Annotated in this window: 23 protein-coding genes and 1 pseudogene; 16 read left to right on the forward strand and 8 right to left on the reverse strand. The window is 62.0% G+C overall.

What is annotated here, in order from left to right; translation table 11 throughout:
- Positions 1 to 43 precede the first annotated feature (43 nt).
- Genes coaBC through ACMVPR_RS14470 form a run of 3 tightly spaced genes read right to left on the reverse strand, consistent with a single transcriptional unit; the run spans position 44 to position 2,950 of the window.
- Complete coding sequence (coaBC, locus tag ACMVPR_RS14460; protein ID WP_416883447.1) at positions 44 to 1,237, reverse strand: bifunctional phosphopantothenoylcysteine decarboxylase/phosphopantothenate--cysteine ligase CoaBC; 1,194 nt, start codon at positions 1,235 to 1,237, stop codon at positions 44 to 46.
- 58 nt (positions 1,238 to 1,295) lie between these two features.
- Positions 1,296 to 2,051, reverse strand: a complete 756-nt coding sequence (locus ACMVPR_RS14465; protein ID WP_416883448.1) for a ChaN family lipoprotein — start codon at positions 2,049 to 2,051, stop codon at positions 1,296 to 1,298.
- 20 nt (positions 2,052 to 2,071) lie between these two features.
- Complete coding sequence (locus tag ACMVPR_RS14470) at positions 2,072 to 2,950, reverse strand: RNA polymerase factor sigma-32 (RefSeq protein ID WP_416883449.1); 879 nt, start codon at positions 2,948 to 2,950, stop codon at positions 2,072 to 2,074.
- 206 nt (positions 2,951 to 3,156) lie between these two features.
- Here ACMVPR_RS14470 and ACMVPR_RS14475 point away from each other — a divergent pair, with 206 nt between their 5' ends.
- Together ACMVPR_RS14475 and ACMVPR_RS14480 are read left to right on the forward strand one after the other, a co-directional pair.
- Positions 3,157 to 3,843: a glutathione S-transferase gene (locus ACMVPR_RS14475; protein ID WP_416883450.1), complete on the forward strand. Its 687-nt coding sequence runs from the start codon at positions 3,157 to 3,159 to the stop codon at positions 3,841 to 3,843.
- Positions 3,844 to 3,909: 66 nt separating this feature from the next.
- A complete protein-coding gene (locus ACMVPR_RS14480) occupies positions 3,910 to 5,421 on the forward strand; it encodes a YifB family Mg chelatase-like AAA ATPase (protein ID WP_416883451.1) in 1,512 nt (503 codons plus the stop codon).
- 119 nt (positions 5,422 to 5,540) lie between these two features.
- On the opposite strand, the gene gshB is transcribed toward ACMVPR_RS14480, so the two are convergent.
- The 3 genes from gshB to rsmI form a co-directional block, all read right to left on the reverse strand.
- A complete protein-coding gene (gshB, locus tag ACMVPR_RS14485) occupies positions 5,541 to 6,473 on the reverse strand; it encodes a glutathione synthase (protein ID WP_416883452.1) in 933 nt (310 codons plus the stop codon).
- 66 nt (positions 6,474 to 6,539) lie between these two features.
- Positions 6,540 to 6,953 (reverse strand): YraN family protein, encoded by a 414-nt coding sequence (locus tag ACMVPR_RS14490; RefSeq protein WP_416883453.1) that lies wholly within the window; start codon positions 6,951 to 6,953, stop codon positions 6,540 to 6,542.
- A 38-nt stretch (positions 6,954 to 6,991) separates the two neighbouring features.
- Positions 6,992 to 7,849, reverse strand: coding sequence for a 16S rRNA (cytidine(1402)-2'-O)-methyltransferase (rsmI, locus tag ACMVPR_RS14495; protein ID WP_416883454.1), 858 nt, complete (start codon positions 7,847 to 7,849; stop codon positions 6,992 to 6,994).
- Positions 7,850 to 7,939: 90 nt separating this feature from the next.
- Between rsmI and ACMVPR_RS14500 the strand changes: the two genes are divergently transcribed.
- The 3 genes from ACMVPR_RS14500 to ACMVPR_RS14510 are packed head-to-tail and all read left to right on the forward strand — an operon-like array spanning position 7,940 to position 13,810.
- The gene (locus ACMVPR_RS14500) at positions 7,940 to 9,121 is read left to right on the forward strand and encodes a penicillin-binding protein activator (protein ID WP_416883455.1); all 1,182 of its coding nucleotides are present in this window, start codon (positions 7,940 to 7,942) and stop codon (positions 9,119 to 9,121) included.
- Complete coding sequence (locus ACMVPR_RS14505) at positions 9,081 to 11,891, forward strand: [protein-PII] uridylyltransferase (RefSeq protein WP_416883456.1); 2,811 nt, start codon at positions 9,081 to 9,083, stop codon at positions 11,889 to 11,891. Before ACMVPR_RS14500 ends, ACMVPR_RS14505 begins: the two co-directional genes overlap by 41 nt.
- 29 nt (positions 11,892 to 11,920) lie before the next feature.
- Entirely contained in the window at positions 11,921 to 13,810 is a 1,890-nt protein-coding gene (locus tag ACMVPR_RS14510; protein ID WP_416883457.1) for a DUF4214 domain-containing protein, read from the forward strand.
- 88 nt (positions 13,811 to 13,898) lie between these two features.
- On the opposite strand, the gene ACMVPR_RS14515 is transcribed toward ACMVPR_RS14510, so the two are convergent.
- A complete protein-coding gene (locus ACMVPR_RS14515) occupies positions 13,899 to 14,207 on the reverse strand; it encodes a type II toxin-antitoxin system prevent-host-death family antitoxin (protein WP_416883458.1) in 309 nt (102 codons plus the stop codon).
- A 298-nt stretch (positions 14,208 to 14,505) separates the two neighbouring features.
- Here ACMVPR_RS14515 and murJ point away from each other — a divergent pair, with 298 nt between their 5' ends.
- Positions 14,506 to 16,047, forward strand: a complete 1,542-nt coding sequence (gene murJ, locus ACMVPR_RS14520; RefSeq protein ID WP_416883459.1) for a murein biosynthesis integral membrane protein MurJ — start codon at positions 14,506 to 14,508, stop codon at positions 16,045 to 16,047.
- Here the strand turns inward: murJ and ACMVPR_RS14525 are convergent.
- A complete protein-coding gene (locus ACMVPR_RS14525) occupies positions 16,044 to 16,733 on the reverse strand; it encodes a rhomboid family intramembrane serine protease (RefSeq protein ID WP_300582194.1) in 690 nt (229 codons plus the stop codon). The genes murJ and ACMVPR_RS14525 overlap by 4 nt on opposite strands.
- 77 nt (positions 16,734 to 16,810) lie before the next feature.
- Between ACMVPR_RS14525 and trpS the strand changes: the two genes are divergently transcribed.
- From trpS to ACMVPR_RS14575, 10 genes and pseudogenes are all read left to right on the forward strand, one after another.
- Positions 16,811 to 17,845 (forward strand): tryptophan--tRNA ligase, encoded by a 1,035-nt coding sequence (trpS, locus tag ACMVPR_RS14530; RefSeq protein ID WP_416883460.1) that lies wholly within the window; start codon positions 16,811 to 16,813, stop codon positions 17,843 to 17,845.
- A gap of 94 nt (positions 17,846 to 17,939) precedes the next feature.
- Positions 17,940 to 18,422: a VOC family protein gene (locus ACMVPR_RS14535; protein ID WP_416883461.1), complete on the forward strand. Its 483-nt coding sequence runs from the start codon at positions 17,940 to 17,942 to the stop codon at positions 18,420 to 18,422.
- Positions 18,423 to 18,498: 76 nt separating this feature from the next.
- Positions 18,499 to 19,368 (forward strand): branched-chain amino acid aminotransferase, encoded by an 870-nt coding sequence (locus ACMVPR_RS14540; protein ID WP_292266514.1) that lies wholly within the window; start codon positions 18,499 to 18,501, stop codon positions 19,366 to 19,368.
- 73 nt (positions 19,369 to 19,441) lie between these two features.
- Entirely contained in the window at positions 19,442 to 19,897 is a 456-nt protein-coding gene (locus ACMVPR_RS14545) for a universal stress protein (protein ID WP_300582188.1), read from the forward strand.
- A gap of 68 nt (positions 19,898 to 19,965) precedes the next feature.
- The gene (locus ACMVPR_RS14550; protein ID WP_416883462.1) at positions 19,966 to 20,496 is read left to right on the forward strand and encodes a hypothetical protein; all 531 of its coding nucleotides are present in this window, start codon (positions 19,966 to 19,968) and stop codon (positions 20,494 to 20,496) included.
- A gap of 99 nt (positions 20,497 to 20,595) precedes the next feature.
- The gene (locus tag ACMVPR_RS14555; protein WP_292266521.1) at positions 20,596 to 21,159 is read left to right on the forward strand and encodes a NifU family protein; all 564 of its coding nucleotides are present in this window, start codon (positions 20,596 to 20,598) and stop codon (positions 21,157 to 21,159) included.
- Positions 21,149 to 21,724, forward strand: a complete 576-nt coding sequence (gene tsaB, locus ACMVPR_RS14560) for a tRNA (adenosine(37)-N6)-threonylcarbamoyltransferase complex dimerization subunit type 1 TsaB (RefSeq protein ID WP_416883463.1) — start codon at positions 21,149 to 21,151, stop codon at positions 21,722 to 21,724. The genes ACMVPR_RS14555 and tsaB overlap by 11 nt, the downstream gene beginning before the upstream one ends.
- On the forward strand, positions 21,721 to 22,188 hold the full coding sequence (locus tag ACMVPR_RS14565) for a GNAT family N-acetyltransferase (protein ID WP_416883464.1): 468 nt from the start codon (positions 21,721 to 21,723) through the stop codon (positions 22,186 to 22,188). Before tsaB ends, ACMVPR_RS14565 begins: the two co-directional genes overlap by 4 nt.
- Positions 22,189 to 22,283: 95 nt before the next feature.
- Positions 22,284 to 23,279 (forward strand): BMP family lipoprotein, encoded by a 996-nt coding sequence (locus ACMVPR_RS14570; protein ID WP_300582177.1) that lies wholly within the window; start codon positions 22,284 to 22,286, stop codon positions 23,277 to 23,279.
- A 96-nt stretch (positions 23,280 to 23,375) separates the two neighbouring features.
- Positions 23,376 to 24,938: pseudogene (locus tag ACMVPR_RS14575) on the forward strand (ABC transporter ATP-binding protein); the annotation flags it as partial.
- Positions 24,939 to 25,287 lie beyond the last annotated feature (349 nt).

A 25,287-nucleotide genomic window follows, 5' to 3' on the forward strand; every position in this document is an offset into this window, starting at 1 on the left:
CCTTCTTCTCTTTTCAAATACGCAAAATGGCCCAACCGCGCCGTCAGACCAGCGCGTCGGCAATCCGTGCTGCCAATTGCCGCGCTACCGCATCCTTGCCCATCCGCGGCCACGCCTCGGCTCCAGCGTCCGAGATCAGAGTCACCGCGTTCTCGGTCCCCCCCATGATGCCCGTCGCTGGCGACACGTCATTCGCCACGATCCAGTCACAGCCCTTACGCGCCCGCTTGGCGGTGGCGTTCTCGATCACATCATTGGTCTCGGCGGCAAAGCCCACCACAAGGCCCGGACGCCCGTCCGACATCTGAGACACTTCGGCCAGAATGTCCGGGTTCTCTGCAAATTCCAGCACCGGCAGCGCGCCCGCCACCTTCTTGATCTTGCTGTCCGACGCGCCAACCACACGCCAATCGGCCACCGCCGCCGCGAAGACAGCCGCATCGGCTGGAAGAGCAGCCAGCACGCCCGCCCGCATCTCGCGCGCGGTTTCCACACGCACCACTTCAACGCCATCCGGCGGCGGCACATCCGCGGGCCCGGTGACAAAGACCACCTCCGCCCCCAAGGCCCGCAGCGCCTCCGCAATCGCCGTGCCCTGCGCGCCCGACGACCGGTTCGCGATATAGCGCACCGGATCAATCGGCTCATGCGTCGGCCCGGATGTCACGACAATCCGCTTGCCCCGCAAAGGCCCATCCGCCAGCGTGCCCACAACCGCATCGACAATCTCCAACGGCTCTGCCATGCGCCCCGGCCCATATTCGCCGCACGCCATGTCGCCGTCGTTCGGCCCGACAACGGAAACCCCGTCACGCTTCAAGACCGACAGATTGCGCTGCGTCGCGGGATGCTCCCACATCCGCACATTCATCGCGGGTGCGATCATCACCGGCGTGTCGGTCGCCAATAGCAGCGTTGTCGCCAGATCCGCCGCCATCCCCTGCGCCATCTTCGCCATCAGATCCGCCGTCGCCGGGGCCACGAGCACCAGATCGGCCACGCGGGACAACTGGATATGCCCCATCTCGGCCTCATCCGTCAGATCGAAAAGCTCGGTATAGACCTTCTCTCCCGCAAGCGCCGAGACTGACAAAGGCGTGACAAACTCCGCCGCAGCCCGCGTCATGACCGGCGTCACCGCCGCACCGCGTTCGCGCAAGCGCCGGATCAGGTCGAGGCATTTATACGCCGCGATCCCGCCGCCGATGATCAGAAGAATACGTTTGCCGCTCAACATAAGGCACAGTCCTGACAGGGTCCCGCACCTTGTTACGGGGCTGCCGGGCAAAACTCAATCAGCGGAACGCAGCGCAGGGATCGCCCCGATCCACCTCTGGCGCGCTTTCGACCACGTCGAAAAGACCCGAGGGCGGCACGTCCTCCTCCCCCTGTCCCAAAGACATCACCCTCAAGCCCGGTGCCGCCGCCATCAGGTAGACCGGCGCGCCCCAGTCCATCCGCGCATGCCCGTTGCCGGTGATCACCACCACCTGCCCGCCATGCGCTTCGAACGCCTGAACCGCCGAATAGGCCAGCTCCGCATCGCGCAGCCGTTGAATGTCCACCATCACCGGCAACATCTCGGCAGGCATCGCATCGCAATGCGCCGCCAGTTGCAACGCCTCGCGCTCGGCCTGCTGCCCCTCCGGCAAAACCGCCGTCAAACCATATGCGTCCGCATCCCCACGAAACGCCGATTCCATTCCCTCGGCCATCGCCGCCCGTGCCACGTCCCTTGGCACCGCCGCACCGAAATACGCAGCCTCGGGGGCCGCCGCAAAGATCGGGTAATACATCGAAAAATCCGGCCAGCCGCTGGCGTTCCAGCCCAAAGCGGCCTCCAACGCCACCTCGTCTGCCACCAACTCCGGCGTCACCAGATCCGCCTGCGCCTGCGTCAGCATCTCGAACACCAACGCGGTCGGCGACAACTCGGCCACGTACTCCGCCTGCCGCAGATGATGTGCCGGGTTGTCATGCAACTCCCCCAGGAACACCACGTCCGCAGATTCAAAAACGCCCCCAGCGACCAAGGCCGTGGGGGCGAACATGAGGGATATTATCGCATACTTCATGAAAGGAAGTGATGCACCTCTGGGCTCTGCGCTTCAAGCGACTTGCGAATTTTCGCAAATGCCGCCGCTTCCAACTGGCGCACCCGCTCTTTGGACAGACCCAGCTCGTTGCCAAGGCTCTCCAGCGTCCGCGCATCTTCCCGAAGCTTGCGTTCACGCACGATGAACCGCTCTCGCTCGTTCAACTGGTTCATCGCCATGATCAGCCACTGGCGCAGTTGTGCGAGGTCCATATCCTCTTCGACCCGCTCATCCGCCTGCGCGCTCTCGTCTTCCAGCGCGTCGATCCACTCGCGGCCCTCATCCTCGGTCGATTGCGTCGCGTTCAGCGAATAATCGGACCCGGACAGCCGGCCCTCCATCATCTCGACATCATGCAGCGGTACGCCGATCTCTTCGGCGATCATCCGGCGCAGCTCGTGCCCTTCGAGCACCTTGCCCTCAGCCGCGGCCTCACGCTCCAGCCGCGCCTGAACACGGCGCATGTTGAAGAACAACGACTTCTGCGACGACGTGGAGCCGGTACGCACGATCGACCAGTTGCGCATCACGTAGTCCTGGATCGACGCCTTGATCCACCAGACCGCGTAGGTCGAAAAGCGGACGCCCCGGTCGGGGTCGAACTTGTCCGCAGCCTTCATGAGGCCCAAACCGGCTTCCTGGATCAGGTCGTTCATCGGCGCGCCATAGCGCTTGAACTTCGACGCCATCGAAATCGCCAACCGCATATAGGCTGTGATCAGACGATGAAGCGCAACCTCATCGCGCTGATCGCGCCACGCATAAGCAAGCTTGAGTTCCGTCTCCGCGTCCAGCAGTTCTGCTTTCATCGCGCGGCGCGACAGGGTTTGGTCGTTAAACGAGTCCAGTGCCATTGGTGCCCCCTGATCTTATCTCTGTACTGTCTACGGATGCGTCCGGGACATGGATCAAAGATTTATGAAAAAAAGTTTCAACATCGGGTAAACGCGTTTGCCACTTATTCGCGCCTGTGATGAGGCCGCGCACAATTCGAAATTGGGAATGTCCGTCGGGCCGCGCTAGACATGCGCGAGAAACGGGCAAACGGAGTGACCCCTGCATGACTTACGAGCTTTTCATCGGCGACTACGCCTATTCCAGTTGGTCTCTGCGCGGCTGGCTTCTGTTCCGAAAACTCGGCATTGCACCGGCCACGCATCTGGTGGATTTCCACAAGGCCGAAGTCGCCGACCAGCTCACCGAGATCGCGCCCGCACGCACCGTTCCCGCAATGCGCACCCCCGAAGGCACGGTGATCTGGGATTCGCTTGCCATGGCCGAAGAACTGCACAGTCGCCACCCTGACGCCGGGCTCTGGCCCTCCGATCCGGCGGCCCGTGGCCTTGGCCGGGCGCTCGCCGCCGAAATGCACTCGGGTTACAGCGCCCTGCGGGGTGAATGCCCGATGAACCTGCGCACCGCCTACCGCAATGTGCCCCTGTCTGACGCGACCCGCGCCGACATCGCCCGCATCGAAACGGTGTGGTCCCACGCCCGCAAGCTCTACGCCGACAAGGGTCCTTGGCTGCTCGGGGAATACTCCATCGTCGACATCGCCTTTGCCCCGGTTGCCGCTCGGTTCGCGGGTTACGATGTCACCCTCTCGGACGTCGCCCAGCGCTATGTCGACACACATCTCTCTGATCCGTGGTTCCGCGAATGGCGCGACATGGGGCTGCGTATCGGCGAAACGCTGCCTTGGTACGCCAAACCCTTCGACACAAAACCCTGGCCCGGACGTGCCTGATCAGGCCCGTTAACCATTTGGCAACCATGAAGGCTCAAACCTCGCAACACGCGAGGACCGGATCTCATGGTTGCACATGCCTATACTGTCGCCTTCGAAGGCGTCGATGCCCGCATGGTCGAGGTGCAATGCGCCATCACCCCAGGCATGCCCGCCTTTGCCGTGGTGGGCCTGCCTGACAAGGCCGTGTCGGAATCCCGCGACCGGGTGCGCGGCGCTCTCTCGACCCTGCATATCGCGCTGCCCTCGAAACGCATTACGGTGAACCTCTCTCCTGCGGACCTCCCCAAGGAAGGCTCGCATTTCGACCTGCCCATCGCGTTGGCCCTGCTGGCCGAGCTTGAAATCCTGCCCAAAGACGCGGTGTCCGACACTGTCGCCCTTGGGGAACTGTCGCTCGACGGTGCCCTGATCCCGGTGATTGGCGCATTGCCCGCCGCGATGGCCGCCGCTGAGGAAAACCGGGCCCTGATCTGCCCCGCCGCGTCAGGTGCCGAAGCGGCCTGGGTCGGCGGCTGTCAGGTGATCGGGGCCAAAGGGCTGATGGACGTGATCCAGCACATGACCGGGCGTACGCCGCTCGCACCCTGCGATCCCGGCGAAGTCAGCCACGCTCCCGACAGCCGCGACATGCGCGATGTCAAAGGGCAGGAACGCGCCAAACGGGCGCTCGAAATCGCCGCCGCCGGGCGGCATCACGTACTCATGGTGGGTACGCCGGGTTCCGGCAAATCCATGCTGGCCGCACGTCTGCCCGGCATCCTGCCGCCGCTCACCCCAGCCGAAGCGCTGGAAACCTCAATGGTGCATTCGCTCTCAGGCCTGATCGAGGCGGGCGGCATCTCGCGTCACCGCCCCTTCCGCGAACCGCACCACACCGCGTCCATGGCCGCCATCGTCGGCGGTGGGCGCACCGCAAAACCGGGCGAAATCAGCCTCGCCCACAATGGCGTGCTCTTCATGGATGAATTCCCGGAATTCCCCCGGGCGGTTCTCGAAACCCTCCGCCAGCCCATCGAGACAGGCGAGGTCATGGTCGCCCGCGCAAATGCCCATATCAAGTATCCCTGCCGCTTCATGCTGGTCGCCGCCGCAAACCCCTGCAAATGCGGCTACCTCAGCGACCCGGCCCGCGCCTGTTCCCGTGCGCCCAATTGCGGGGAAGACTATATGGGCCGCATCTCCGGCCCTTTGATGGATCGTTTCGATCTGCGCGTGGACGTGCCGCCCGTTGCCTTCCGCGATCTCGACCTGCCCAGCTCCGGCGCCAGCAGCCGCGAACTGGCCACCCGTGTCGCCGCCGCCCGCGCGGTTCAGACAGCCCGCTTCGAAGACCACCCCGACATGCACCAGAATGCCGATCTCGAAGGCGACCTGCTCGACCAGACCACCTCCCTCGACACCCCGGCACGTGCGCTTCTGACCAGCGCCGCCGACCGTTTCGGCCTCTCAGCGCGCGGCTATCACCGTGTATTGCGCGTCGCACGCAGCATCGCCGATCTCGACGCACAGGACGCCATCACCCGCGACCACGTCGCCGAAGCTCTCAGCTACCGTCTGCCGCAGGGCGCACCGTGAGGCGGCCGAGACCCGCACCATCACAAACCAGGCAAGACGAACCAAACCTGAGGCGTGCTGCACATCACACCGACAAATCCCGCCCCTTGAGGCGCGCCGAAAGGCCCGACGAGAAGCCCTTAAAGCTTGGCCTCGATCGCCTGCCAAATCTTTTCCGCCACGTTGATCCCGTCGAAACGTTCCAGTTCCTGAATGCCGGTGGGCGAGGTCACGTTGATTTCGGTCAGGTAATTCCCGATCACGTCGATCCCCACGAACACCTGTCCCTTTTCCTTCAAAAGCGGCCCGATCCGCGCGCAAATCTCCAGATCGCGCTCCGTCAGCCCGATCTTCTCGGGGCGCCCGCCAACATGCATATTCGACCGCGTCTCACCCGCCGCCGGCACCCGGTTGATCGCCCCAACCGCTTCCCCATCGACAAGGATTACCCGCTTGTCTCCCGCCGACACATCCGGCAGGAATTTCTGCACGATCAACGGCTCCCGCGAAAACCCGGTGAACAGCTCATGCAGCGACGACAGGTTGCGGTCATTGGCGTCCAACCGGAACACCCCGGCGCCGCCATTGCCATAGAGCGGCTTGAGAATGACATCCCCATACCGCGCCTTGAACGCCTTGATCGTGTTCAGATCCCGCGCGATCATCGTCGGTGGCGTGAGATCCGGGAAATCCAGCACCAACAGCTTTTCCGGGTAATTGCGCACCCAGAACGGGTCATTCACCACCAGCGTCTTGCCCTTCAGCCGGTCCAGCAGATGGGTCGACGTGATGTAATGCATGTCAAACGGCGGGTCCTGCCGCAGCCACACGACATCCATATCGGCCAAATCGACCTGAACTTCCGGCCCCAGAGACACATGGTCGCCCTGCACCCGCTGCACAGTGAACCACTGCCCCACCGCAAGGATCCGCCCCTCGTCATACGCCAGCTTGTCCGGGCTGTAGAAGAACAGCTCATGCCCCCGCGCCTGCGCCTCTTCGGCCAACCGGAAAGAACTGTCGGCATTGATGTTGACCGACTGGATCGGGTCCATCTGAAACGCGATTTTCATGTGCTGCCCCTTGCAAACTCTCCCCTTCTAATGGCGCAAGCCATAAGGGCGTGCAAGATCGGCCCGTCAAAGCCCCATGCTGGCATTCGGGATGATGTCAATCACCCCATCCGCATCCACCAGCGCCACATCCAGCCGCGCATCGGTCAGCGCACCCGCCGGGCATTGACCCAGATAATCTTCTGCACTGCGCAGAATGCGGCCGAGTTGCCGGGCCGTCACACGCTGCACCGCCATCGCATGTGTGCGGCTTTTCTTGACCTCGACAAATACAATCCGGTCCCCTTCGGACAGGATCAGGTCGATCTCCCCACAGCGCCCGCGCCAGCGTGTTTCGCGCAGCACCGCACCACGATCCGCGTAATGCCGGGCCACCGCCTGTTCCGCGCTCAGCCCTGCGTGATAGTTGGTCCTGCGCGCATCCTGCGAATGCGATGCTGCGTCGGGCGATACCGGGTCGTTCAGAAAATCGAATGGCATGTCACATCCCCTTTCCCCTGCACGCTACCACCAAACAATCAACGTTCCCCTAACGCCATCGCCCTTTGATACGCCTCGCGCCGTGGCACACCGAACATCTTCGACACTTCCGTTGCCGCATCCTTGACAGACATCCGCGTCAGCGCATCCTGCAATGCCTCGTCCAGTGTCGCCTGATCCGTCACAGCCCCCACACCGCGATCAATCAGAACGACGATTTCGCCCTTTGGGGTTTCTTCCGAATACTTGGTGGATAAATCCGCCAGTGATCCCGCACAACGCTCTTCGAATTTCTTGGTTAACTCCCGGCACACAACCGCGTCGCGATCCGGCCCCAGAACTTCAGCCGCGTCCCGCAGCATGGCGCCCAATCGCTTGGGGGATTCGTAGAAGATCAAAGTCGCGGGCACGCCGACGAATTCCGCCAGCGCTGTCTTCCGCTTGCCCGACGTATTCGGCAGAAACCCCGCGAACAGAAACCGGTCCGACGGCAGTCCCGACAGGGTCAATGCCGCCACAACCGCCGTCGGTCCCGGTGCTGTTGTACAGGCAAAACCCGCCTGTAACGCCGCGCGCATCAGGTCAAATCCCGGATCCGAGATCAACGGCGTGCCCGCCTCGGACGCATAGACAACCGACTGCCCCGCCTCCAGCGCCGCCATCAGCCTTGGCCGCGCCCGGTCCCCGTTGTGATCGTGATAGGCCACCAGAGGCCGGTCCCCCAACGCAACCCCGTGGATCTCCATCAACCGCCGCAGCGACCGTGTGTCCTCCGCCGCAAGCACATCCGCCCCTGCCAGCAGGTCGAGCGCCCGCAACGTGATGTCGCGCGCATTGCCCAGTGGGGTCGCCACAAGGTACAGGCCCGGCGCGATCTCGCGTGTCTGCCAATTCATGTCTGGACCCGCCTTTGTCGTTGTCTATTATCGGCCCCAATCGATGTCGCGCGCCCAAATCCTGTTCGGTGCGCAAAGGGAGTGCGTTTTATGTTGGCTGTTTTGTCCACCCCCCGCAAGCTGTTGCGCAAAGCAATGGCGGTTGCCGCGCTCATGGGGCTGGCGGCCTGTGATCCTGCGATGATGACCGCCCCGAGCGGTGGCTCCGGGCCAAACGTCAACACCAATGCGCCGATCCCCGTTGCCCTGCTGATCCCGCGCAGCGACAGCGGCGCAGGTGCTGTTGCGGCCAGCCTCGAAAACGCCGCGCGCCTTGCCGTGGCCTCGCTTGACGGTGTGCAGATCGACCTGCGGGTCTATGACACTGCGGGCGATGCACAGCGCGCCGCCGTTCAGGCCGAAACCGCCGTCGCCGAAGGCGCACAAATCATTCTCGGCCCGCTCTTTGGCGAAGCGGCAAACGCTGCAGGTGTTGCCGTGGCCGACAATGGCGTCAACGTGCTCAGCTTCTCGAACAACCCGTCGATTGCTGGCGGCAACGTCTTTGTTCTGGGGCCGACCTTCCGCAATACGGCGAACCGGCTTTTGGGATATGCGTCCCGACAGGGCCGCAATTCGGTGGTGATCGTTCATCCGCAAAACGTGGAAGGCGAATTCGGCAAAGCCGCGATTCAGGCCGCCGCCACCCAGAACGGTGTCCGCGTCGCCGCCATCGAATCATTCCCCTTCTCGCAGGAAGGCGTGACATCAGCCGTGCCGCGTATCCAGTCAGCCGTCAGCTCCACCGGTGCAGATTCGCTGTTCCTGACGTCGAACGCGGCGGGGGCGCTGCCCACGCTGCTGCAAATGCTGCCTGAAGCCGGGCTCAACCCGGAGACAACCCAGTATATGGGTCTCGCGCGCTGGGATGTTCCCACGCAAATCCTGTCGATGCCGGGCGCGCAGGGTGGCTACTTCACACTCCCCGACACCGCAGCCAAGAACGCTTTCGACAGCCGCTATCGGGCGCAGTTCGGCGCCGACCCGCACCCTCTCGCCGGCTTGGCCTTTGACGGAATCGCGGCAATCGGCGCGCTCGTCCGGCAGGGCCGCTCCGATGCACTTTCGGCACGGGCACTGACACAGAACTCGGGTTTCCAGGGGGCAAATGGTGTCTTCCGCCTGCGCCCGGACGGAACCAATGAACGCGGTCTTGCGGTCGCGACCGTGCGCAACAACCAGGTGACCATCCTTGACCCAGCCCCATCCGGCTTCGGCGGCGCAGGCTTCTAAATCCCTGAGCCTGACCAACCCATCGGAGGCGCCAGCCGCCTCCGATGATTTCTCCGACATCCTCGACGTGCCGTCCCTTCGTGATGCGATGTGGGCCGCAGTCGGCGACAGCTATGATGAACGCGACGTCCGCAGCGCGGTTGTCGCGGTTCTCAAGGACGCGCAGAAGACCGGCCGCGCGGCCGTCGCCGCCCGCCTGGACGCCAACCCGCGCAATGCCTTGCCGGTCACCACGGGCTACACCTGGCTCACCGATCAACTCGTCAAACTGACATTCGAGATCGTCACCGAACGCGTCCACCGCAACCCCAATCCGACCGAAGGCGAGCGCCTGACAGTTCTGGCGGTCGGGGGCTATGGACGTGGCGAGATGGCGCCGTTTTCGGATGTCGATCTGCTCTTCCTGACGCCCTACAAGATCACCGCATGGGCCGAGAGCGTGATCGAATCCATGCTTTACATCCTGTGGGATCTCAAGCTGAAGGTCGGCCATTCGTCCCGCACCGTCAAAGACTGCCTGCGGCTGGGTGCCGATGATTTCACGATCCGCACCGCCATGCTCGAACACCGATTTCTCGTCGGATACGAACCGCTCGCGGCCGAGCTCGACACCAAGCTCTGGAACACGCTCTTCAAAGGCACCGAGGTCGAATTCGTCGAGGCAAAACTCGCCGAGCGCGACGCGCGCCACGTCAAGCAGGGCCAGCGCTACATGGTCGAACCCAACGTGAAAGAGGGCAAAGGGGGCTTGCGCGATCTGCAATCGCTGTTCTGGATCGCCAAGTACATCCATCACACTGACGATCTCGGCAAACTGGTCCGTGCAGGCGTGTTCCGGGCTGAAGAATTCGCCACCTTCGTCAAGGCCGAGAATTTCCTCTGGGCCGTGCGCTGCCATCTGCACCTCGCCTCGGGCCGCGCCACGGAACAACTCACCTTCGACATGCAGGTCGAGGTTGCCGACCGGATGGGATATACCGACAAGGGCGGCCGCCGCGGGGTCGAGATCTTTATGCAGGATTTCTTCCGCCACGCCACCTCCGTCGGCGACCTGACCCGCATCTTCCTCACCTCGCTCGAAGCCTCGCAGCAAAAAGACCCACCCCTCTTGTTGCGGCTCTTCAAGCGTGTCCCCAAGACGCGCGACGGTTACGAGGTGGTGAACAATCGCCTCGCCATCACCGACGATGCCGCCTTTCTTGCCGACAAGATGAACCTCCTGCGTATTTTCGAGGAAGCGCTGCGCACCGGCCTGCTGATCCACGCCAATGCCATGCGCCTGATCAGCGCCAATCTGCACCTCATCGACAAGGACATGCGCGAAGACAAAGAGGCCCAGCGCATCTTCATCGACCTGCTGCTCAAACACGGCAACCCCGAACGCGCCCTGCGCCGCATGAACGAACTCGGCGTGCTGTCGGCCTTCATCCCCGAGTTTGAGCCGATCGTGGCGATGATGCAGTTCAACATGTACCACCATTACACGGTGGACGAACACACGATCCAATGCATCTGGCACCTGAGCGAGATCGAAAACGGTCATCTCGAGGAAGACCTGCCCGTCGCCAGCTCCATCCTCAAACACGGCATCAACCGCAAGGTGCTCTACGTTGCGCTGCTCCTACACGACATCGGCAAGGGCCGCGACGAAGACCACTCGGTTCTGGGGGCCAAGATCGCCCGCAAGGTGGCACCCCGCCTTGGCCTCAACAAACAGGAATGCGCCACCGTCGAATGGCTGGTGCGCTATCATCTCTTGATGTCCGACATGGCGCAAAAGCGCGACATCGCCGATCCGCGCACCGTGCGCGATTTCGCCAAGGCGGTGCAGACCCGCGAACGGCTCGACCTGCTTTGTGTGCTCACCGTCTGCGACATCCGCGGCGTGGGCCCCGGCACCTGGAACAACTGGAAGGCAGTGCTCATCCGCGCGCTCTACCGCCAGACCCGCCGCGCGCTTGAAGACGGGATGGAAGCACTCAACCGCGAAAACCGCGGCACCGAGGCCAAGAAGGCCCTGCGCGACGCGCTTCAGGGCTGGGACGCCAAGGACCTGCGAATCGAGACCGCGCGCCACTATCCGCCCTATTGGCAGGGTCTGCACGTCACCGCTCACAAGGTCTTCGCCAATCTTCTGCGCGACATCGGCGACAACGAGATCCGCATTGACATCCATCCCGACGAAGACCGCGACGCGACCCGCGTCTGCTTTGCCCTCTCGGATCACCCCGGGATCTTCTCGCGCCTCGCCGGTGCAGTGGCGCTGGTCGGGGCCAACGTGGTCGACGCGCGCACCTTCACCTCCAAGGATGGCTTTGCCACGGCCGCGTTCTGGATTCAGGACAGCGACGGGTCACCCTACGAAGACGCCCGCATTCCCCGCCTGCGCGACATGATCGCCAAGACCCTGCGCGGCGACATCGTCGCGCGCGAGGCAATCAAGCCGCGCGACAAGATGAAGAAGCGCGAACGCGCCTTCAACGTGCCGACCTCGATTACCTTCGACAACGAAGGATCCGAGATTTACACGATCATCGAGGTCGACACCCGCGACCGCCCCGGACTTCTATTCGACCTGACCCGCACTCTGGCCAACGCCAATGTCTACATCGCCTCTGCCGTCATCGCGACCTATGGAGAACAGGTGGTCGACACGTTCTACGTCAAGGACATGTTCGGCCTCAAATTCCATTCGGAAAGCAAACAGAAATCCCTTGAGACCAAACTGCGCACGGCGATTTCGGAAGGCGCGGCGCGGGCCAAGGAATAGGTCACCACATCCAGTCTGAGGAAAGCCGCATGCAATTCACCTATACCGGCAACAACTCCAATTTTCTGCGACAGTCTTTCCTTGATGGGACAGGGGCGCTCAGCATTGCGCTCACATCCATTTCGCCGACCGAAGCGGTGTTGACCCATACGGTGTTCACGCAGGCGAATGTGAACGTGGTGCTGCAAGGCATAGGGTTCAGCGCGGATGCCCAGGGCAATTTCCTGTCCGGCGTGATCACGTCTATGGTGTTCAACGGTTTGAACATCGAACAAGCCACGATCAGCAATATCAGCTGGTCGGCGCAGGCGTTCCAGGATGCCCTGATCGACATCGACACCCGGTCGGACTATTCCGGCGTCGCGGAACTCTTCAACAGTTCCGCGCAGATCGTCGTCGATGTCAGCGGTGGACAGGGCGGTTTCAATCAGGAAGTGACCTGGGCCGATTTTCTGCCCCTGATCACCAAACCGATCATCTTTACCGGATCGCCCTTCGACGATGACGTCCAGGGCGGGGCGGGCAATGACGTCATCAGCACCGGCGCAAGCAACAGTGATGGCGACCGCATCATCGGCAGCCCCGGTAATGACACCATCGCCTTTGACGTGCCTGATGGCACCGATGGGCCCGGCTTCATCCTTGATTACGACGTGATCGACACCCCGGTGACCTTCGACATCGACGGCGTGACCAACACCGGAACGATCACCTCGACCGGGTTCACCGACACTCTGCAGAATGTCGCTGGCGCGCTTGGACATTACCTTGGGCTTGAAGGGACCAGCGACGCCGATACCTACACCGTTCGCCTGACCGCCGGCCAGGTCGTGGCCCTCATCGGGGGTCCCGGGGCAGATGTCTACAACATTGATCCAGGCGACGGACTTCCAATCCTGGATTTCCTTTTCAGCGATGCGACCGCCGGGCTTGATCTGGATTTCGCCACGGGGGTCGTCGCCAATGACGGCTTCGGGTCTGCCGAAACAATCAATTTCACCGCACTCCCTGACCTGACCGTTCTCTTCGCCACCGATCGTGGCGACATGGTCACAGACGGACCGGGGGCACAGCTTGTCCGGCTCTACGAAGGGGATGACCTCTTCATCGCCGACCTGAACGGCGCAGACAGCATTGACGGCGGCGATGGGCGTGACACGGTCCGCTTCGACTCTGTAGCGCAGGGCGACATGACGCTGACCTTCAACGGCAGCGTCACAACCGCCAGTGATCGCACCGATACCCGCGGGGACACTGCGCTGTTGCGGGTGGAAACCATCGTCACCGAAGGCGGCGTGCAACTGGACCTCGACAAGCATGATGGGATCGGCCTGATCTCCGCTGCCAATCTCACCACCCTGACCGAACTCTACATCGCCTATTTCGACCGCGCTGCGGATGCGCTGGGTCTGTCCTTCTGGGCAACGGCTTTCCAGAAAAACGGCTTTTCCTTCGAGGCGATTGCCGATCTCTTCTTCACTCAGCCGGAAACCGTCGCGCTCTATTCCGGGGTCAGCGATGGCGATTTCGTCACCGCCGTCTACAACAACGTGTTGGGCAGAAACCCGGATCAGGCTGGGTTCGATTTCTGGACCGGTCAATTGGCCTCGGGCAATGTCACCGAGAGCGGGTTCATCCTTGATCTTCTGGAAGGGGCACGCGCCGCGACAGGGTCGCCCGCTGATGTCGCCTATATCGACGCCAAAACCGATCTGGGGCTCTACTTCGCGGTGATCCAGGGCCAAAACAACCTGACCGCTGCAAACTCCGTGATGGACGCGTTCGACGGCAGCGCCGAAAGTCTTGCCGCTGCGCAGGCGCTTTCGGATGCGGCGTTGGTCGAAGCCGAAGCGAGCAGCACCGATCTGCTGATGCCGGTTGTTGGGGTGATCAGCAACCCGTTTGCCGACATCGTCTGAGCGCGTCGCGAACCCACATGTGACACGATGAACAAACCGGATTGCCCCAACCAAAAGCGCGGCAATCCGGCGGAATGTCCACGCAGGATCAAACCCTGCCATAACGCTCTCGATAATACCGCTGTTCCGCCGGGCCTGCATCTGCAACGGCCTGCCTGAGACGATCTTCGTCGCGCCTGTTCATATCCTGCTGAATGTCGCGATACTTCCTGTCAGCCCGCGTCGCTTCGAACAGGGCCCGTGCTTCGGATACGGGCACAAGCCCCGCCACAGGTCGACCGCGCCGCAGGATGGCATAGCGTACCCCATGGTTCACCTCCTCCAGCACGAGCCGTAAATGGCGGCGCAGCCAGTCGGTGTTGATGTCCTCGATCGGAGAGAGGTTGTAGAAATACACGGCCGAATCCCATCTTTGCGGATCAGGCCATGCTGACTCGAAAGCGTTGACAAATCGTAAGCGCAGGGGGCGTTGCGGAAGATGTCCGCAAAATTAGCAAACCGTACGGATGAATTGTGCGGTTCAAACCCACGATCCTTACGCTTGGATCGATCCCCCGCCAAATCCCGCTCAAAACCCCGGAAACAGGCACAAAACGGGGCTTGAAGCGTACGGTTCATGCCCCCGAACCGTACAACAGGCTCTTTTCGCCGGATGATTTCTGCTCTACCCCGGTCGTCACGCGCAAGGAGCCCGCATGAAACCCATCCGCCTCATTTCCGGAGTTCTCACCGTCGGTTTCTGGACATTGATGAGCCGTATTCTCGGCGTGCTGCGCGAGGTCATGATCCTCGCTTTCATCGGCCCCGGCCCGGTCATGGACGCCTTCGTCGCCGCGTTCCGCCTGCCCAACATGTTCCGCCGCTTCTTCGCCGAAGGGGCGTTCAACGCCTCCTTCGTTCCGATGTTTTCCAAGCGGTTAGAGGTCGATGACGACCCCATCGGATTTGCCACTCAAGCCTTGTCCGGCCTGGCCTTCGTGCTCCTGATCCTGAGCGCCGTCGCGATGATCTTCATGCCCGCTCTGGTCTGGCTGACCGCGGGGGGGTTCGTCGGCGATGCCCGGTTTGAACTGACCGTCGACTATGGCCGGATCGTCTTTCCCTACATCCTGTTGATGTCCCTGACCGCGCTGTTCTCCGGCGTCCTGAACGCCACGGGCCGCTTTGCCGCGGCCGCCGCCGCGCCTGTATTTCTGAATATTTTCGTATGCGCATCAATGGTTTGGGCCGCCTACACCGGGGGCGAAGTGATCCGCTGGCTTGTCTGGACCGTGCCAGTTGCGGGCATCGCCCAACTCGCCCTTGTCTGGGTCGCAACCGATCGCGCGGGCATCCGCCTCCGCCCCACCCGGCCCCGCTGGACACCCGAGATGAAGCGGCTGGTCGTCGTCGCCATTCCCGCCGCCCTTGCCGGGGGGGTGATGCAGATCAATCTGCTTGTCGGTCAACAGGTTGCCTCGCATTTCGACAATGCGGTTGGCTGGCTCTATGCCGCAGATCGTCTGTATCAATTGCCCCTCGGCGTGGTTGGGATTGCCGTGGGGATCGTGCTTCTGCCCGACCTCTCCCGACGGCTCGGCGCGCAGGACGACAGCGGTGCCAAACATGCCTTCTCGCGGGCTGGCGAGCTGTCGCTGGCCCTCACGATCCCGGCAGCGGTGGCCCTCGTTGTGATCCCTTTGCCTCTGGTCTCGGTCCTGTTCGAACGTGGTGCCACCGGCGCGGACGATTCCGCCGCCATCGCGGTCGCGGTCGCGATCTACGGTTTGGGGCTTCCGGCCTTTGTTTTGCAGAAAGTTCTGCAGCCACTGTTCTTTGCGCGCGAAGACACCAAGTCGCCTTTCCGCTTTGCGGTGTGGGCGATGATCGTGAACGCAGGCGTCGCCATCGGACTGGCGCCACTCATTGGTTGGATCGCGCCCGCCATTGCCACCACGCTTGCCGGGTGGGTGATGGTCTGGATGCTGGCGCAAGGTGGTCGCAAGTTGGGGGATGTCGCCCGCTTCGATGACCGCTTCCGTCGACGCATCTGGCGGGTCTGCATTGCATCAGGAGCCATGGGCGCGGTGCTCTGGGGCGGTACGGTTTTGCTGGGCCCGTTCCTTGCCATGGCGGGCATTCGGTTCATTGCGCTGACGATCCTGATCGGCCTTGGAATGGTCAGCTACGCGCTGATCGGACAGGCCATCGGAGCCTTTTCTCTGCGTGAATTCCGCGACGCGTTCCGCCGCCGCTAGCTGCGCTGACGCAACCGGTCGACCAGTTTCGCCAATCCGCCGGGCACCAGAATAGTGGACAGCGCGAACCCGATGGCAAAGCCTGCCAAATCCGCGACCCATTCGTAATTCGCGCCGAAAAGCAGTCCGAAAATCAATTGGATGGCCAAAAGGAAGCCGATCAACGTAAAGGCCCGGATTTGCTTTTCACCCAACTGACCCAGTCGCAGCCAAAGCAGATAGGTGAACCCGCCGATCAGGCCATAAACGGCAGGAAACGCGCCGATCAACGGCATCGAGCTTCCCACGGCAAGCGCATAGACCAGCGCACCGCCTGCGGCAGAAACAAAGAAGATCAGCACCACGGCAAAGCTGCCCATTGCCTCGCCCACCATCTTGCCAAGCGCCAGCAGCATCACTCCGGCAAACAGCGCATGGGTAAAGCTGGCATGCACAAACGGATACGAGACGAACCGCATCACATGCTCAATCGGCCAGCGCCCCGACTCGCGCATCCAGTCAAAAATTTCGGCAGAAAAGGCAAAGCGTTCCAACGTGCCAAGACGCCACCCCACGGCCCCCGGCCCACCGATCAGACCCCGCGCACCGAGAGTGAAAACCACCTCAAGCCCCACGATGACAAGGAACAGCGCGATCACCACGGGCGGCAACGGGTTCAACGGCGGTTCATTATGCGGATGGGTCACGGCGTGGGCCCTTGCTTGACGGCACTTGGGGTCATGGGTAAGGCACCAGCACCAGTTTTGCCAGATGGAGTTTTGCCATGTCCGAGGGGGTCCAAACCTCTCCCGCGTTCACACCCCGCATTTTCTCGGGGATTCAGCCCTCAGGAGGGCTGACGCTGGGCAATTATCTCGGCGCGATCAAGCGCTTCGTCGAAAAGCAGGACGAGGATTACGAGACGATTTATTGCATCGTCGATCTACATGCGATCACGGCTACCCTGTTCGAACCCGACGTGCTGCGCCGCCAGACCCGCGAGTTGACGGCAGGTTATATCGCCTCGGGCCTTGATCCGGCGAAATCCATCCTCTTCAACCAGAGCCAGGTCGCAGAGCATGCGCAATTGGCGTGGATTTTCAACTGCATCGCCCGCATGGGCTGGATGCAGCGGATGACCCAGTGGAAGGATAAGGCAGGCAAGAACACGCAAAATGCGTCCCTCGGCCTCTTTGCCTATCCGGCGCTGATGGCCGCGGACATCCTTGTCTATCACGCGACCCATGTGCCGGTGGGCGAGGACCAGAAACAGCATCTGGAACTGACCCGCGACATCGCGATCAAGTTCAACCACGATTACGGCGTGGACTTCTTTCCGGTCACCGAACCCGTGATCGAAGGTGCGGCAACGCGCGTGATGAGCCTGCGCGACGGGTCCAAGAAGATGTCCAAATCTGACCCGTCGGATGCGAGCCGGATCAACCTGACCGACGATGCCGATGCGATCGCGCAGAAGATCCGCAAGGCCAAGACAGACCCCGATGCGCTGCCTTCCGAAGTCGAAGGGCTGGAAGGCCGTCCCGAAGCACGCAACCTCGTCAACATCTACGCCGGGCTGGCGGACCAGTCGGTCGAGGCCGTGCTGCGCGATGTGGGCGGCAAGCCGTTCTCGGAGTTCAAACCGATGCTGTCGGATCTGGCCGTCGCAAAGCTGTCCCCGATCTCGACCGAGATGGCGCGGCTCATGCAGGAACCTGATGAGATCGACGCGATCCTGAGCAAGGGGTCCGACCGCGCACGCGCGATTGCAGCACCGATCCTTAAGAAAACCTATGACATCGTCGGGATGGTGTCTTAGTCCCTGCATTCACGCACAGATCTTGCGCGCCTTTCACTCTTCCCTGCAGAGGCGCGCAGATGTAAATTGGTCTAAAGGGTCGAAAGGAAAGACCATGACCAAAGCGCATCCCGGCATGTCCATCGGGCATGTTCACCTCAAAGTCACAGATCTGAACCGCTCCATCGCCTTCTATCGCGACGTAATGGGCCTCGACGTGACCCAAAGCTACGGCGATCAGGCGGCATTTCTGTCAGCAGGTGGTTACCATCACCATATCGGGCTGAACACGTGGTTCAGCAAGAACGGTCCCCCCGCCCCAAGGCGCAGCGCGGGTCTGTTCCATGTCGCCTTTCTCTATCCAGATCGGGCTGCCTTGGCACAAGCGTTCAAATCCGTACTGGATGCGGGCGTCGAGATCGAAGGTGCTGCCGATCATGGCGTAAGCGAAGCGATCTATTTCAGTGACCCGGATGGCAACGGGATCGAGATTTACCGCGATCGGCCCGAGGGCGAGTGGCCACGGGATGCGAGCGGCCAACTCGACATGGTCAATACGCCGCTCGACCTAGAGGCGCTGCTGCTCGAAGTGGCCTGACTCACCGAGCTGCTCGCCCGGTCTGGACCTTCCTCTGCCGCGCACCTAACGTGCGCTTCAAAAGAGGGAGGTCGCCATGGCAACCGGCAAGAACATCCACACCTATTTCAACGGCACCTGGCACAATGGCGATGTTGCCGTGATGAATGCCGCCGACCATGGCGCTTGGCTGGGCAGCGGCGTGTTCGATGGCGCACGTTACGTGAATGGTGTCGCCCCCGATCTTCTGGCCCATTGCCAACGCGTCAACCGTTCGGCCGAGGCCCTGATGGTGACGCCGACAGTCAGCGCCGAAGACATGGTGCAGATCGTTTGGGACGGCCTGCGCGCCTATCCCAAGGACACGGCCGTCTATATCCGCCCGATGTACTGGGCGATTGATGGCGACATGACCGCGATTGTCCCGCAGCCGGGCAAGACCGGCTTTGCCATCTGCCTCGAGGAAATCCCGATGGCGCCTGAAACTGCCAGTGTCACGCTGGGCAAAACGCAATTCCGCCGCCCTGTCTTGGAAAGCTCGGTGGTGAACGCCAAGGCGGGCTGTCTTTATCCCAATAACGCGCGGATGCTGGCCGAGGTGCGGTCGCGCGGGTTCCAGAACGCGCTTGTGACGGACGCCATGGGCAATGTCGCCGAAAGCGCCACCGCCAACGTGTTCATGGTAAAGGACGGAGAGGTGTTCACGCCTATCGCAAACGGCACCTTCCTTGCCGGGATCACCCGGTCGCGGCACATGACCAATCTGCGCGCGGATGGCACGAAAGTGCACGAAACCGTCCTGAGCTTCGCCGATTTCGAGGCGGCGGACGAAGTGTTCCTGTCGGGCAATATGAACAAGGTTACCCCTGTGGTCGGCTTCGAAGACACGTCGTACCAGGTTGGCCCCGTCACGCGCCGGGTGCGCGAGATGTATTGGGACTGGGCGCACTCTGCGCAACCCGCGTAAACCGCAACGTCAAAAGCAACATCTATTGCGCGGGCAGGTCTCCTGCGTCATGATCCCCTGCGGGAGAACATCTATGCGTAAGTTTCTTGTTGTGCTGGATGACAGCCGCGAATGCCTGAATGCGATGCGCTTTGCAGCGATGCGGGCGGCCAATACGGGTGGCGGGGTCGAGATTCTGTCGATCATCCCGGCGGACGAGTTCAATCACTGGATCGGTGTGGGCGAAGTGATGCGGGAAGAGGCGCGCGAGCGCATTCACGCGCATTTCGAGGTCTTCGCGAAATGGATGCGCGACAAGCAAGGGGTCGACCCAGAACTGGTCATCCGTGAAGGCGAAGCCGTGACCGAGATCATCGCCCAAGTGCAGGCTGATCCGGAAATCGGCGTTTTGGTGCTGGGCGCCAACACCGGCAAAAAAGGCCCCGGCCCGCTGGTGACCGCGCTGACCAAAAACGCGGGCAGCCTGCCGATCCCGATTACGATCGTGCCGGGCGAACTGTCCAAGGAACGGCTCGAAGCGATCACCTGACACATCCCTTTGCGTCAGGTGGTGACATGGCCAAACACCGTGTCCGCGACAAGACGTAGGAGGGTAAAGTGACTGCTTTTTCGAGTTTCTGCTTTCGACGCAATTTGGTTGCGCTCTGCTTTGGCTCCAGCCTGTTTGCGGCATCCATAGCGACCGCCAAGGAAGACGGGCTGATCACGCTCACTCTGGCGGATCAAACTCTGGAACTGCCGCTGAGCGCGGGCCATAGCGATTGGACTGGTACACAAGGCTTCATAAGGGTCAGCATTTTCTCGCGGCCCTCCGATCTGGAAACCTGGGAGCGGTTCCAATCCCTCAGACTGGCTTTCGACCTGTTGCGGAATAGCGCGCAACTGCCGGAAATGTCGTTGCTGCGCAGAACCGGGGATACAGATTTCGAACGCTGGTATGGGCGGGGCGACAGCGGTGGTCTGACGGTCATGGTGACTGACAGCTCCCTCGACGGCGACCTGCTGCGCGTCACCGGGACGTTCACAGGAACACTGGGGCAAAGTGGCGATTTCGGACGGACCATCGACCTTTCCGCGCCGATGCCCGTGTCGGGTGACTTCAGTGTCACCCTGCTTCCCATTCGCTAGAGTTCACAGCCTGAGTTCGGCAAAACTTAGAACGGTTCTAATCCTTGACGATGAACCTTCGGCACCGCATATATGACGCACCCATCAGGAGGCGCCGCCATGTTTATTCAGACTGAATCCACGCCGAACCCCGCCACGCTCAAGTTCCTGCCCGGCCAGACCGTGCTCGACATGGGCACCGCCGATTTTCCGACAGCCGAAGGCGCGTCGGTTTCGCCTCTGGCAACGCGGCTGTTCGCAGTCTCTGGCGTGAAAGGCGTGTTCTTCGGGCATGACTTCGTCACCGTCACCAAGGACGATGGCACCGATTGGGACCACCTGAAGCCAGCGCTTCTGGGCGCGATCATGGAGCATTTCCAGTCCGGCGATCCGGTGATGGCAGGTGACGCGCAAGCGCCGTCGGGCCATGCGGAGCATTCCGGCGAAGATGGCGAGATTGTGGGCCAGATCAAGGAATTGCTGGACAGCCGCGTGCGTCCCGCCGTGGCACAGGATGGTGGCGACATCACGTTCCACGGCTTTGACCGGGGTGTGGTCTACCTGCACATGCAAGGTGCCTGCGCTGGTTGCCCGTCTTCGACCCTGACGCTCAAGATGGGAATCGAGAACCTGCTTCGCCACTACATTCCGGAAGTGACCGAGGTGCGCCCGGTTGCCGTCTGACACGACACTTCTGGCCTTCGACACATCGGCTGCGCATTGCGCAGCCGCTTTGTTTTGCGACGGGCGTGTTGTGGCGACCCATGTGGACGAGATGGCCCGTGGTCAGGCCGAACACCTGATGCCGATGCTCGAAGACTTCCTTGCTCGCAAGGGCAAGAGATGGTCCGACCTGACCCGCATCGGCGTCGGCATCGGCCCCGGCAATTTCACCGGCATCCGCATTTCCGTCGCCGCGGCCCGCGGCCTTGCCTTGGGTCTCGGCATTCCAGCCATCGGTGTCTCGACACTGGACGCGCTGCATCACCTGCACCCAGACAAAACAGTCGCCGTGGCAGCGCCGCGCGACACGCTCTATGCGCAGCAGCCCGGAAAAGCTGCGGCGCTTGTCGCAAGCTGCGACGCACCCGATGCGGTGCAGTCTGACGATCCACACCGGCTGATCGCCGCACTGGCCGAAGTTGCGGCGCTTCGCGATGCCGCGACGGCGGATCGACCGAAACCACTTTATATCAAACCCGCCGACGCAGCGCCTGCCCGCGATACGGCCCCGGTGATCCTGTCGTGACACCCGACGACTTGGCTGCGCTGATGGACCGGGCCTATGTCCAGATGCGGCCGTGGTCCGCGCAAGACATCGCGACGACTCTCGACAGCCCGTACAGCCACCTACTCGCGCACGATCACGGCTTTCTGATCGCGCAACTGGTTGCCGATGAAGCCGAAATCCTTGCGATTGCGACAGATCCCGCGCGACAGCGCCAAGGCGTGGCATCGACGCTCCTTTCAGATCTCATCCTTAAGGCAACGCAACTTGGGATCACCCGCATCTTTCTGGAGGTCGCAGAGCGAAACCACCCAGCGAAGGCGTTTTACGCCGCAAGGGGATTCGCACCCGTCGGCACGAGGCGCGGCTATTATACGCTGCGTGACGGAACAAAAGATGACGCTGCGCTGCTTTCGCTGGCCATTGCGCAAGGTCAAGGCGATCCTGCGCCAACGTCACAAGGCTCTGGCACAAAAAGCGGTTGAACTATCTTTCGCGTACAGCCTTAATTGACTCTGATCACCCGATCTAACCAATCGACGCAATCAAGCCGTCGAAGTCCAACACCTGGGAGCTGCAAATGACCCTTATGACCAAACTTTACGGTGCCGCCGCCGCACTGGCTATGACCGCTGGCGCGGCTGTTGCTGAACCTGCGCTGATCTTCGATCTGGGCGGCAAGTTTGACAAATCGTTCAACGAAGCCGCCTTCAACGGCGCTGTGCGTTGGGCCGAGGAATCCGGCGAGACCTTCCGCGAGATCGAGCTTCAGTCCGAAGCCCAGCGCGAACAGGCGCTGCGCCGCTTTGCCGAGAACGGCAACAACCCGATCGTCATGACCGGTTTTGCTTTCGGCAACGTGCTCTCCGAAGTGGCCCCCGATTACCCTGACACCAAGTTCGCGATCATCGACATGGTTGTCGATCAGCCCAACGTGCGCTCGGTCGTGTTCAATGAACATGAAGGCTCGTACCTTGTCGGCATGATGGCCGCGATGGCATCGAAATCCGGCACAGTCGGCTTTATCGGCGGCATGGACATTCCGCTGATCCGCAAGTTCGCATGCGGCTATGCGCAAGGTGTCAAGTCCGTGAACCCGGATGCCACCGTTGTCGCCAACATGACCGGCACCACGCCCGCAGCCTGGAACGACCCGGTGAAAGGCTCCGAACTGACCAAGGCGCAGATCAGCCAGGGCGCTGACGTGGTCTATGCCGCTGCTGGCGGCACAGGCGTGGGTGTGCTCCAGACCGCTGCTGACGAAAACATCCTGTCGATCGGTGTGGACAGCAACCAGAACTACCTGCACCCGGGTCAGGTCCTGACCTCCATGATGAAGCGCGTGGACAATGCGGTGTATGACGCGATGAAGTCGGGCACCGATCTGGAAACCGGCATCAACGTCATGGGCATCGCCAATGGCGGCATCGGTTACGCTCTGGACGAGCACAACGAAGCGCTCGTCAGCGCCGAAATGAAGGCCGCTGTTGACGAAGCATCCGCCAAGATCGCCAGCGGTGAGCTTGCTGTGCACGACTACATGTCCGACGACAGCTGCCCCGCGCTGAGCTTCTGATCCGTTCAGATCACGCGTAGATGTACGGAGCGGCCGGTCACGGCCGCTCCGCCATGTATCGGGCGACAGACCCGAAGACTGATGCAGGGATAGTCCATGAATACCGCTGTTGCCGCCCCCGAAACGGACCCGCTGCTCGCGTCGGTCCCGCCTGCCATCCAGCTCAAGGGCATTTCCAAGGCATTCGGCCCGGTTCAGGCCAACAAGAACATCTCGATCAGCGTGAAACCCGGCACGATTTACGGTATCATCGGTGAAAACGGCGCTGGCAAATCGACCCTGATGTCGATCCTCTACGGCTTTTACAAAGCTGATTCCGGCCAGATTTTCATCAATGGCAAGGAAACCCAGATTCCCGACAGCCAGGCCGCGATCAAGGCGGGCATCGGCATGGTGTTCCAGCACTTCAAGCTGGTGCAGAATTTCACAGTTCTGGAGAACGTGATCCTCGGCGCCGAGGATGGCCCTTTGCTCCGCCCCTCGCTGAACAAGGCGCGCGGCGTGTTGAAGCAACTGGCCGAAGAATACGAACTGAACGTCGACCCTGACGCGATCATCGAGAACCTCAGTGTCGGCCACCAGCAGCGCGTCGAGATCCTCAAGGCGCTCTACCGTCAGGCCGACATCCTCATCCTCGACGAACCGACCGGCGTTCTGACGCCCGCCGAGGCCGACCACCTTTTCCGCATTCTCGACAACCTGCGCAAAGAGGGCAAGACGATCATCCTGATCACCCACAAGCTGCGCGAAATCATGGAAGCCACGGACACCGTGTCGGTGATGCGCCGTGGCGAGATGACGGCGACGGTCAAGACCTCGGAAACCAGCCCGGAACGGCTCGCCGAGATGATGGTCGGACGCAAGGTGCTGCTACAGGTCGACAAGAAACCCGCCGAACCGGGCAAGCCGATCCTCGAAGTCGAAAACCTGCGCCTCACCGACGACAAGGGCGTCGAACGGCTTAAGGGCATCTCGCTCAATGTGCGGGCGGGCGAAATCCTTGGCATCGCCGGGGTGGCGGGCAACGGCCAGTCCGAACTGCTCGAGGTGTTGGGGGGCTATGCCAACGCGACCGGCACGATCCGGGTAAACGGACAACAGATCGACCTGAGCGGCGCACACTCCGACGGCCAATCGCGCCGCGCGCGGGGCATCGCCCATGTGCCCGAAGACCGGCACCGTGAGGGGCTGATCATGTCCTTCGCGGCGTGGGAAAACACCGTATTCGGCTACCACCGTGACCCAAAGATCCAAAGCGGCCCGCTGATGGACAATGCCGCGATCAAGGCCGAAGCTGCCGCCAAGATGGAGCGCTTTGACGTGCGCCCGCCGAACCCAAAACTCGCGGCGCGCAATTTCTCGGGCGGCAACCAGCAGAAAATCGTTCTGGCGCGCGAGATTGAGCGCAACCCGGACATCCTGCTTGTCGGCCAGCCGACCCGCGGCGTCGATATTGGCGCGATAGAATTCATCCACCAACAGATCATCCGCCTGCGCGACGAGGGCAAGGCGATCCTGTTGGTGTCGGTCGAACTCGACGAGATCTTCTCGCTCTCCGACCGTATCGCGGTGATGTTCGACGGCCAGATCATGGGCGAACGCATCCCGTCAGAGACCAACGAACAGGAACTGGGCCTCCTGATGGCCGGGATCACCGACACGGCGCATGCCACCATGCCTGCATCACCGATGGCGATGACCGAGGAAGAGGTGCAAGTGGCCGCAGAAGGAGATGCGCCCGAAGCGGACACAGACGCGCAGGATGATGCGCCGGTAGAAACCGAGACAGTCACGTCCGAGGCTCCGGCCGAAGAGCCAGCGACAGAACTCACCACCGAGTCCAAGGCCAGCGAGGATGCGATGGTGACCGAGAACGTTGCTGCGCCGGACCCTGACAGCCCTCCGCCCACCGCACAGGAAGAAGAGTCGATTTCGGTCAGCACCGATCCAATCGATGTCGAAACGCCGCCCGCTAAAACGGACTCGATCAGCATTGGCGGTTTCAGCG

This window comes from Marivita sp., from assembly GCF_048006345.1.
In the GTDB taxonomy this organism is placed as follows: domain Bacteria; phylum Pseudomonadota; class Alphaproteobacteria; order Rhodobacterales; family Rhodobacteraceae; genus Marivita.

Coding starts and splice junctions, on each gene's coding strand:
- ACMVPR_RS14465 (WP_416883448.1), bottom strand. CDS start 2,051: ATGTTCGCCCCCACGGCCTTGGTCGCTGGGGGCGTTTTTGAATCTGCG.
- ACMVPR_RS14540 (WP_292266514.1), top strand. CDS start 18,499: ATGGCAACCGGCAAGAACATCCACACCTATTTCAACGGCACCTGGCAC.
- gshB (WP_416883452.1), bottom strand. CDS start 6,473: ATGAAAATCGCGTTTCAGATGGACCCGATCCAGTCGGTCAACATCAAT.
- ACMVPR_RS14510 (WP_416883457.1), top strand. CDS start 11,921: ATGCAATTCACCTATACCGGCAACAACTCCAATTTTCTGCGACAGTCT.
- ACMVPR_RS14545 (WP_300582188.1), top strand. CDS start 19,442: ATGCGTAAGTTTCTTGTTGTGCTGGATGACAGCCGCGAATGCCTGAAT.
- ACMVPR_RS14490 (WP_416883453.1), bottom strand. CDS start 6,953: ATGCCATTCGATTTTCTGAACGACCCGGTATCGCCCGACGCAGCATCG.
- ACMVPR_RS14570 (WP_300582177.1), top strand. CDS start 22,284: ATGACCCTTATGACCAAACTTTACGGTGCCGCCGCCGCACTGGCTATG.
- coaBC (WP_416883447.1), bottom strand. CDS start 1,237: ATGTTGAGCGGCAAACGTATTCTTCTGATCATCGGCGGCGGGATCGCG.
- trpS (WP_416883460.1), top strand. CDS start 16,811: ATGTCCGAGGGGGTCCAAACCTCTCCCGCGTTCACACCCCGCATTTTC.
- ACMVPR_RS14470 (WP_416883449.1), bottom strand. CDS start 2,950: ATGGCACTGGACTCGTTTAACGACCAAACCCTGTCGCGCCGCGCGATG.
- rsmI (WP_416883454.1), bottom strand. CDS start 7,849: ATGAATTGGCAGACACGCGAGATCGCGCCGGGCCTGTACCTTGTGGCG.
- ACMVPR_RS14555 (WP_292266521.1), top strand. CDS start 20,596: ATGTTTATTCAGACTGAATCCACGCCGAACCCCGCCACGCTCAAGTTC.
- ACMVPR_RS14500 (WP_416883455.1), top strand. CDS start 7,940: ATGTTGGCTGTTTTGTCCACCCCCCGCAAGCTGTTGCGCAAAGCAATG.
- ACMVPR_RS14475 (WP_416883450.1), top strand. CDS start 3,157: ATGACTTACGAGCTTTTCATCGGCGACTACGCCTATTCCAGTTGGTCT.
- murJ (WP_416883459.1), top strand. CDS start 14,506: ATGAAACCCATCCGCCTCATTTCCGGAGTTCTCACCGTCGGTTTCTGG.
- ACMVPR_RS14535 (WP_416883461.1), top strand. CDS start 17,940: ATGACCAAAGCGCATCCCGGCATGTCCATCGGGCATGTTCACCTCAAA.
- ACMVPR_RS14480 (WP_416883451.1), top strand. CDS start 3,910: ATGGTTGCACATGCCTATACTGTCGCCTTCGAAGGCGTCGATGCCCGC.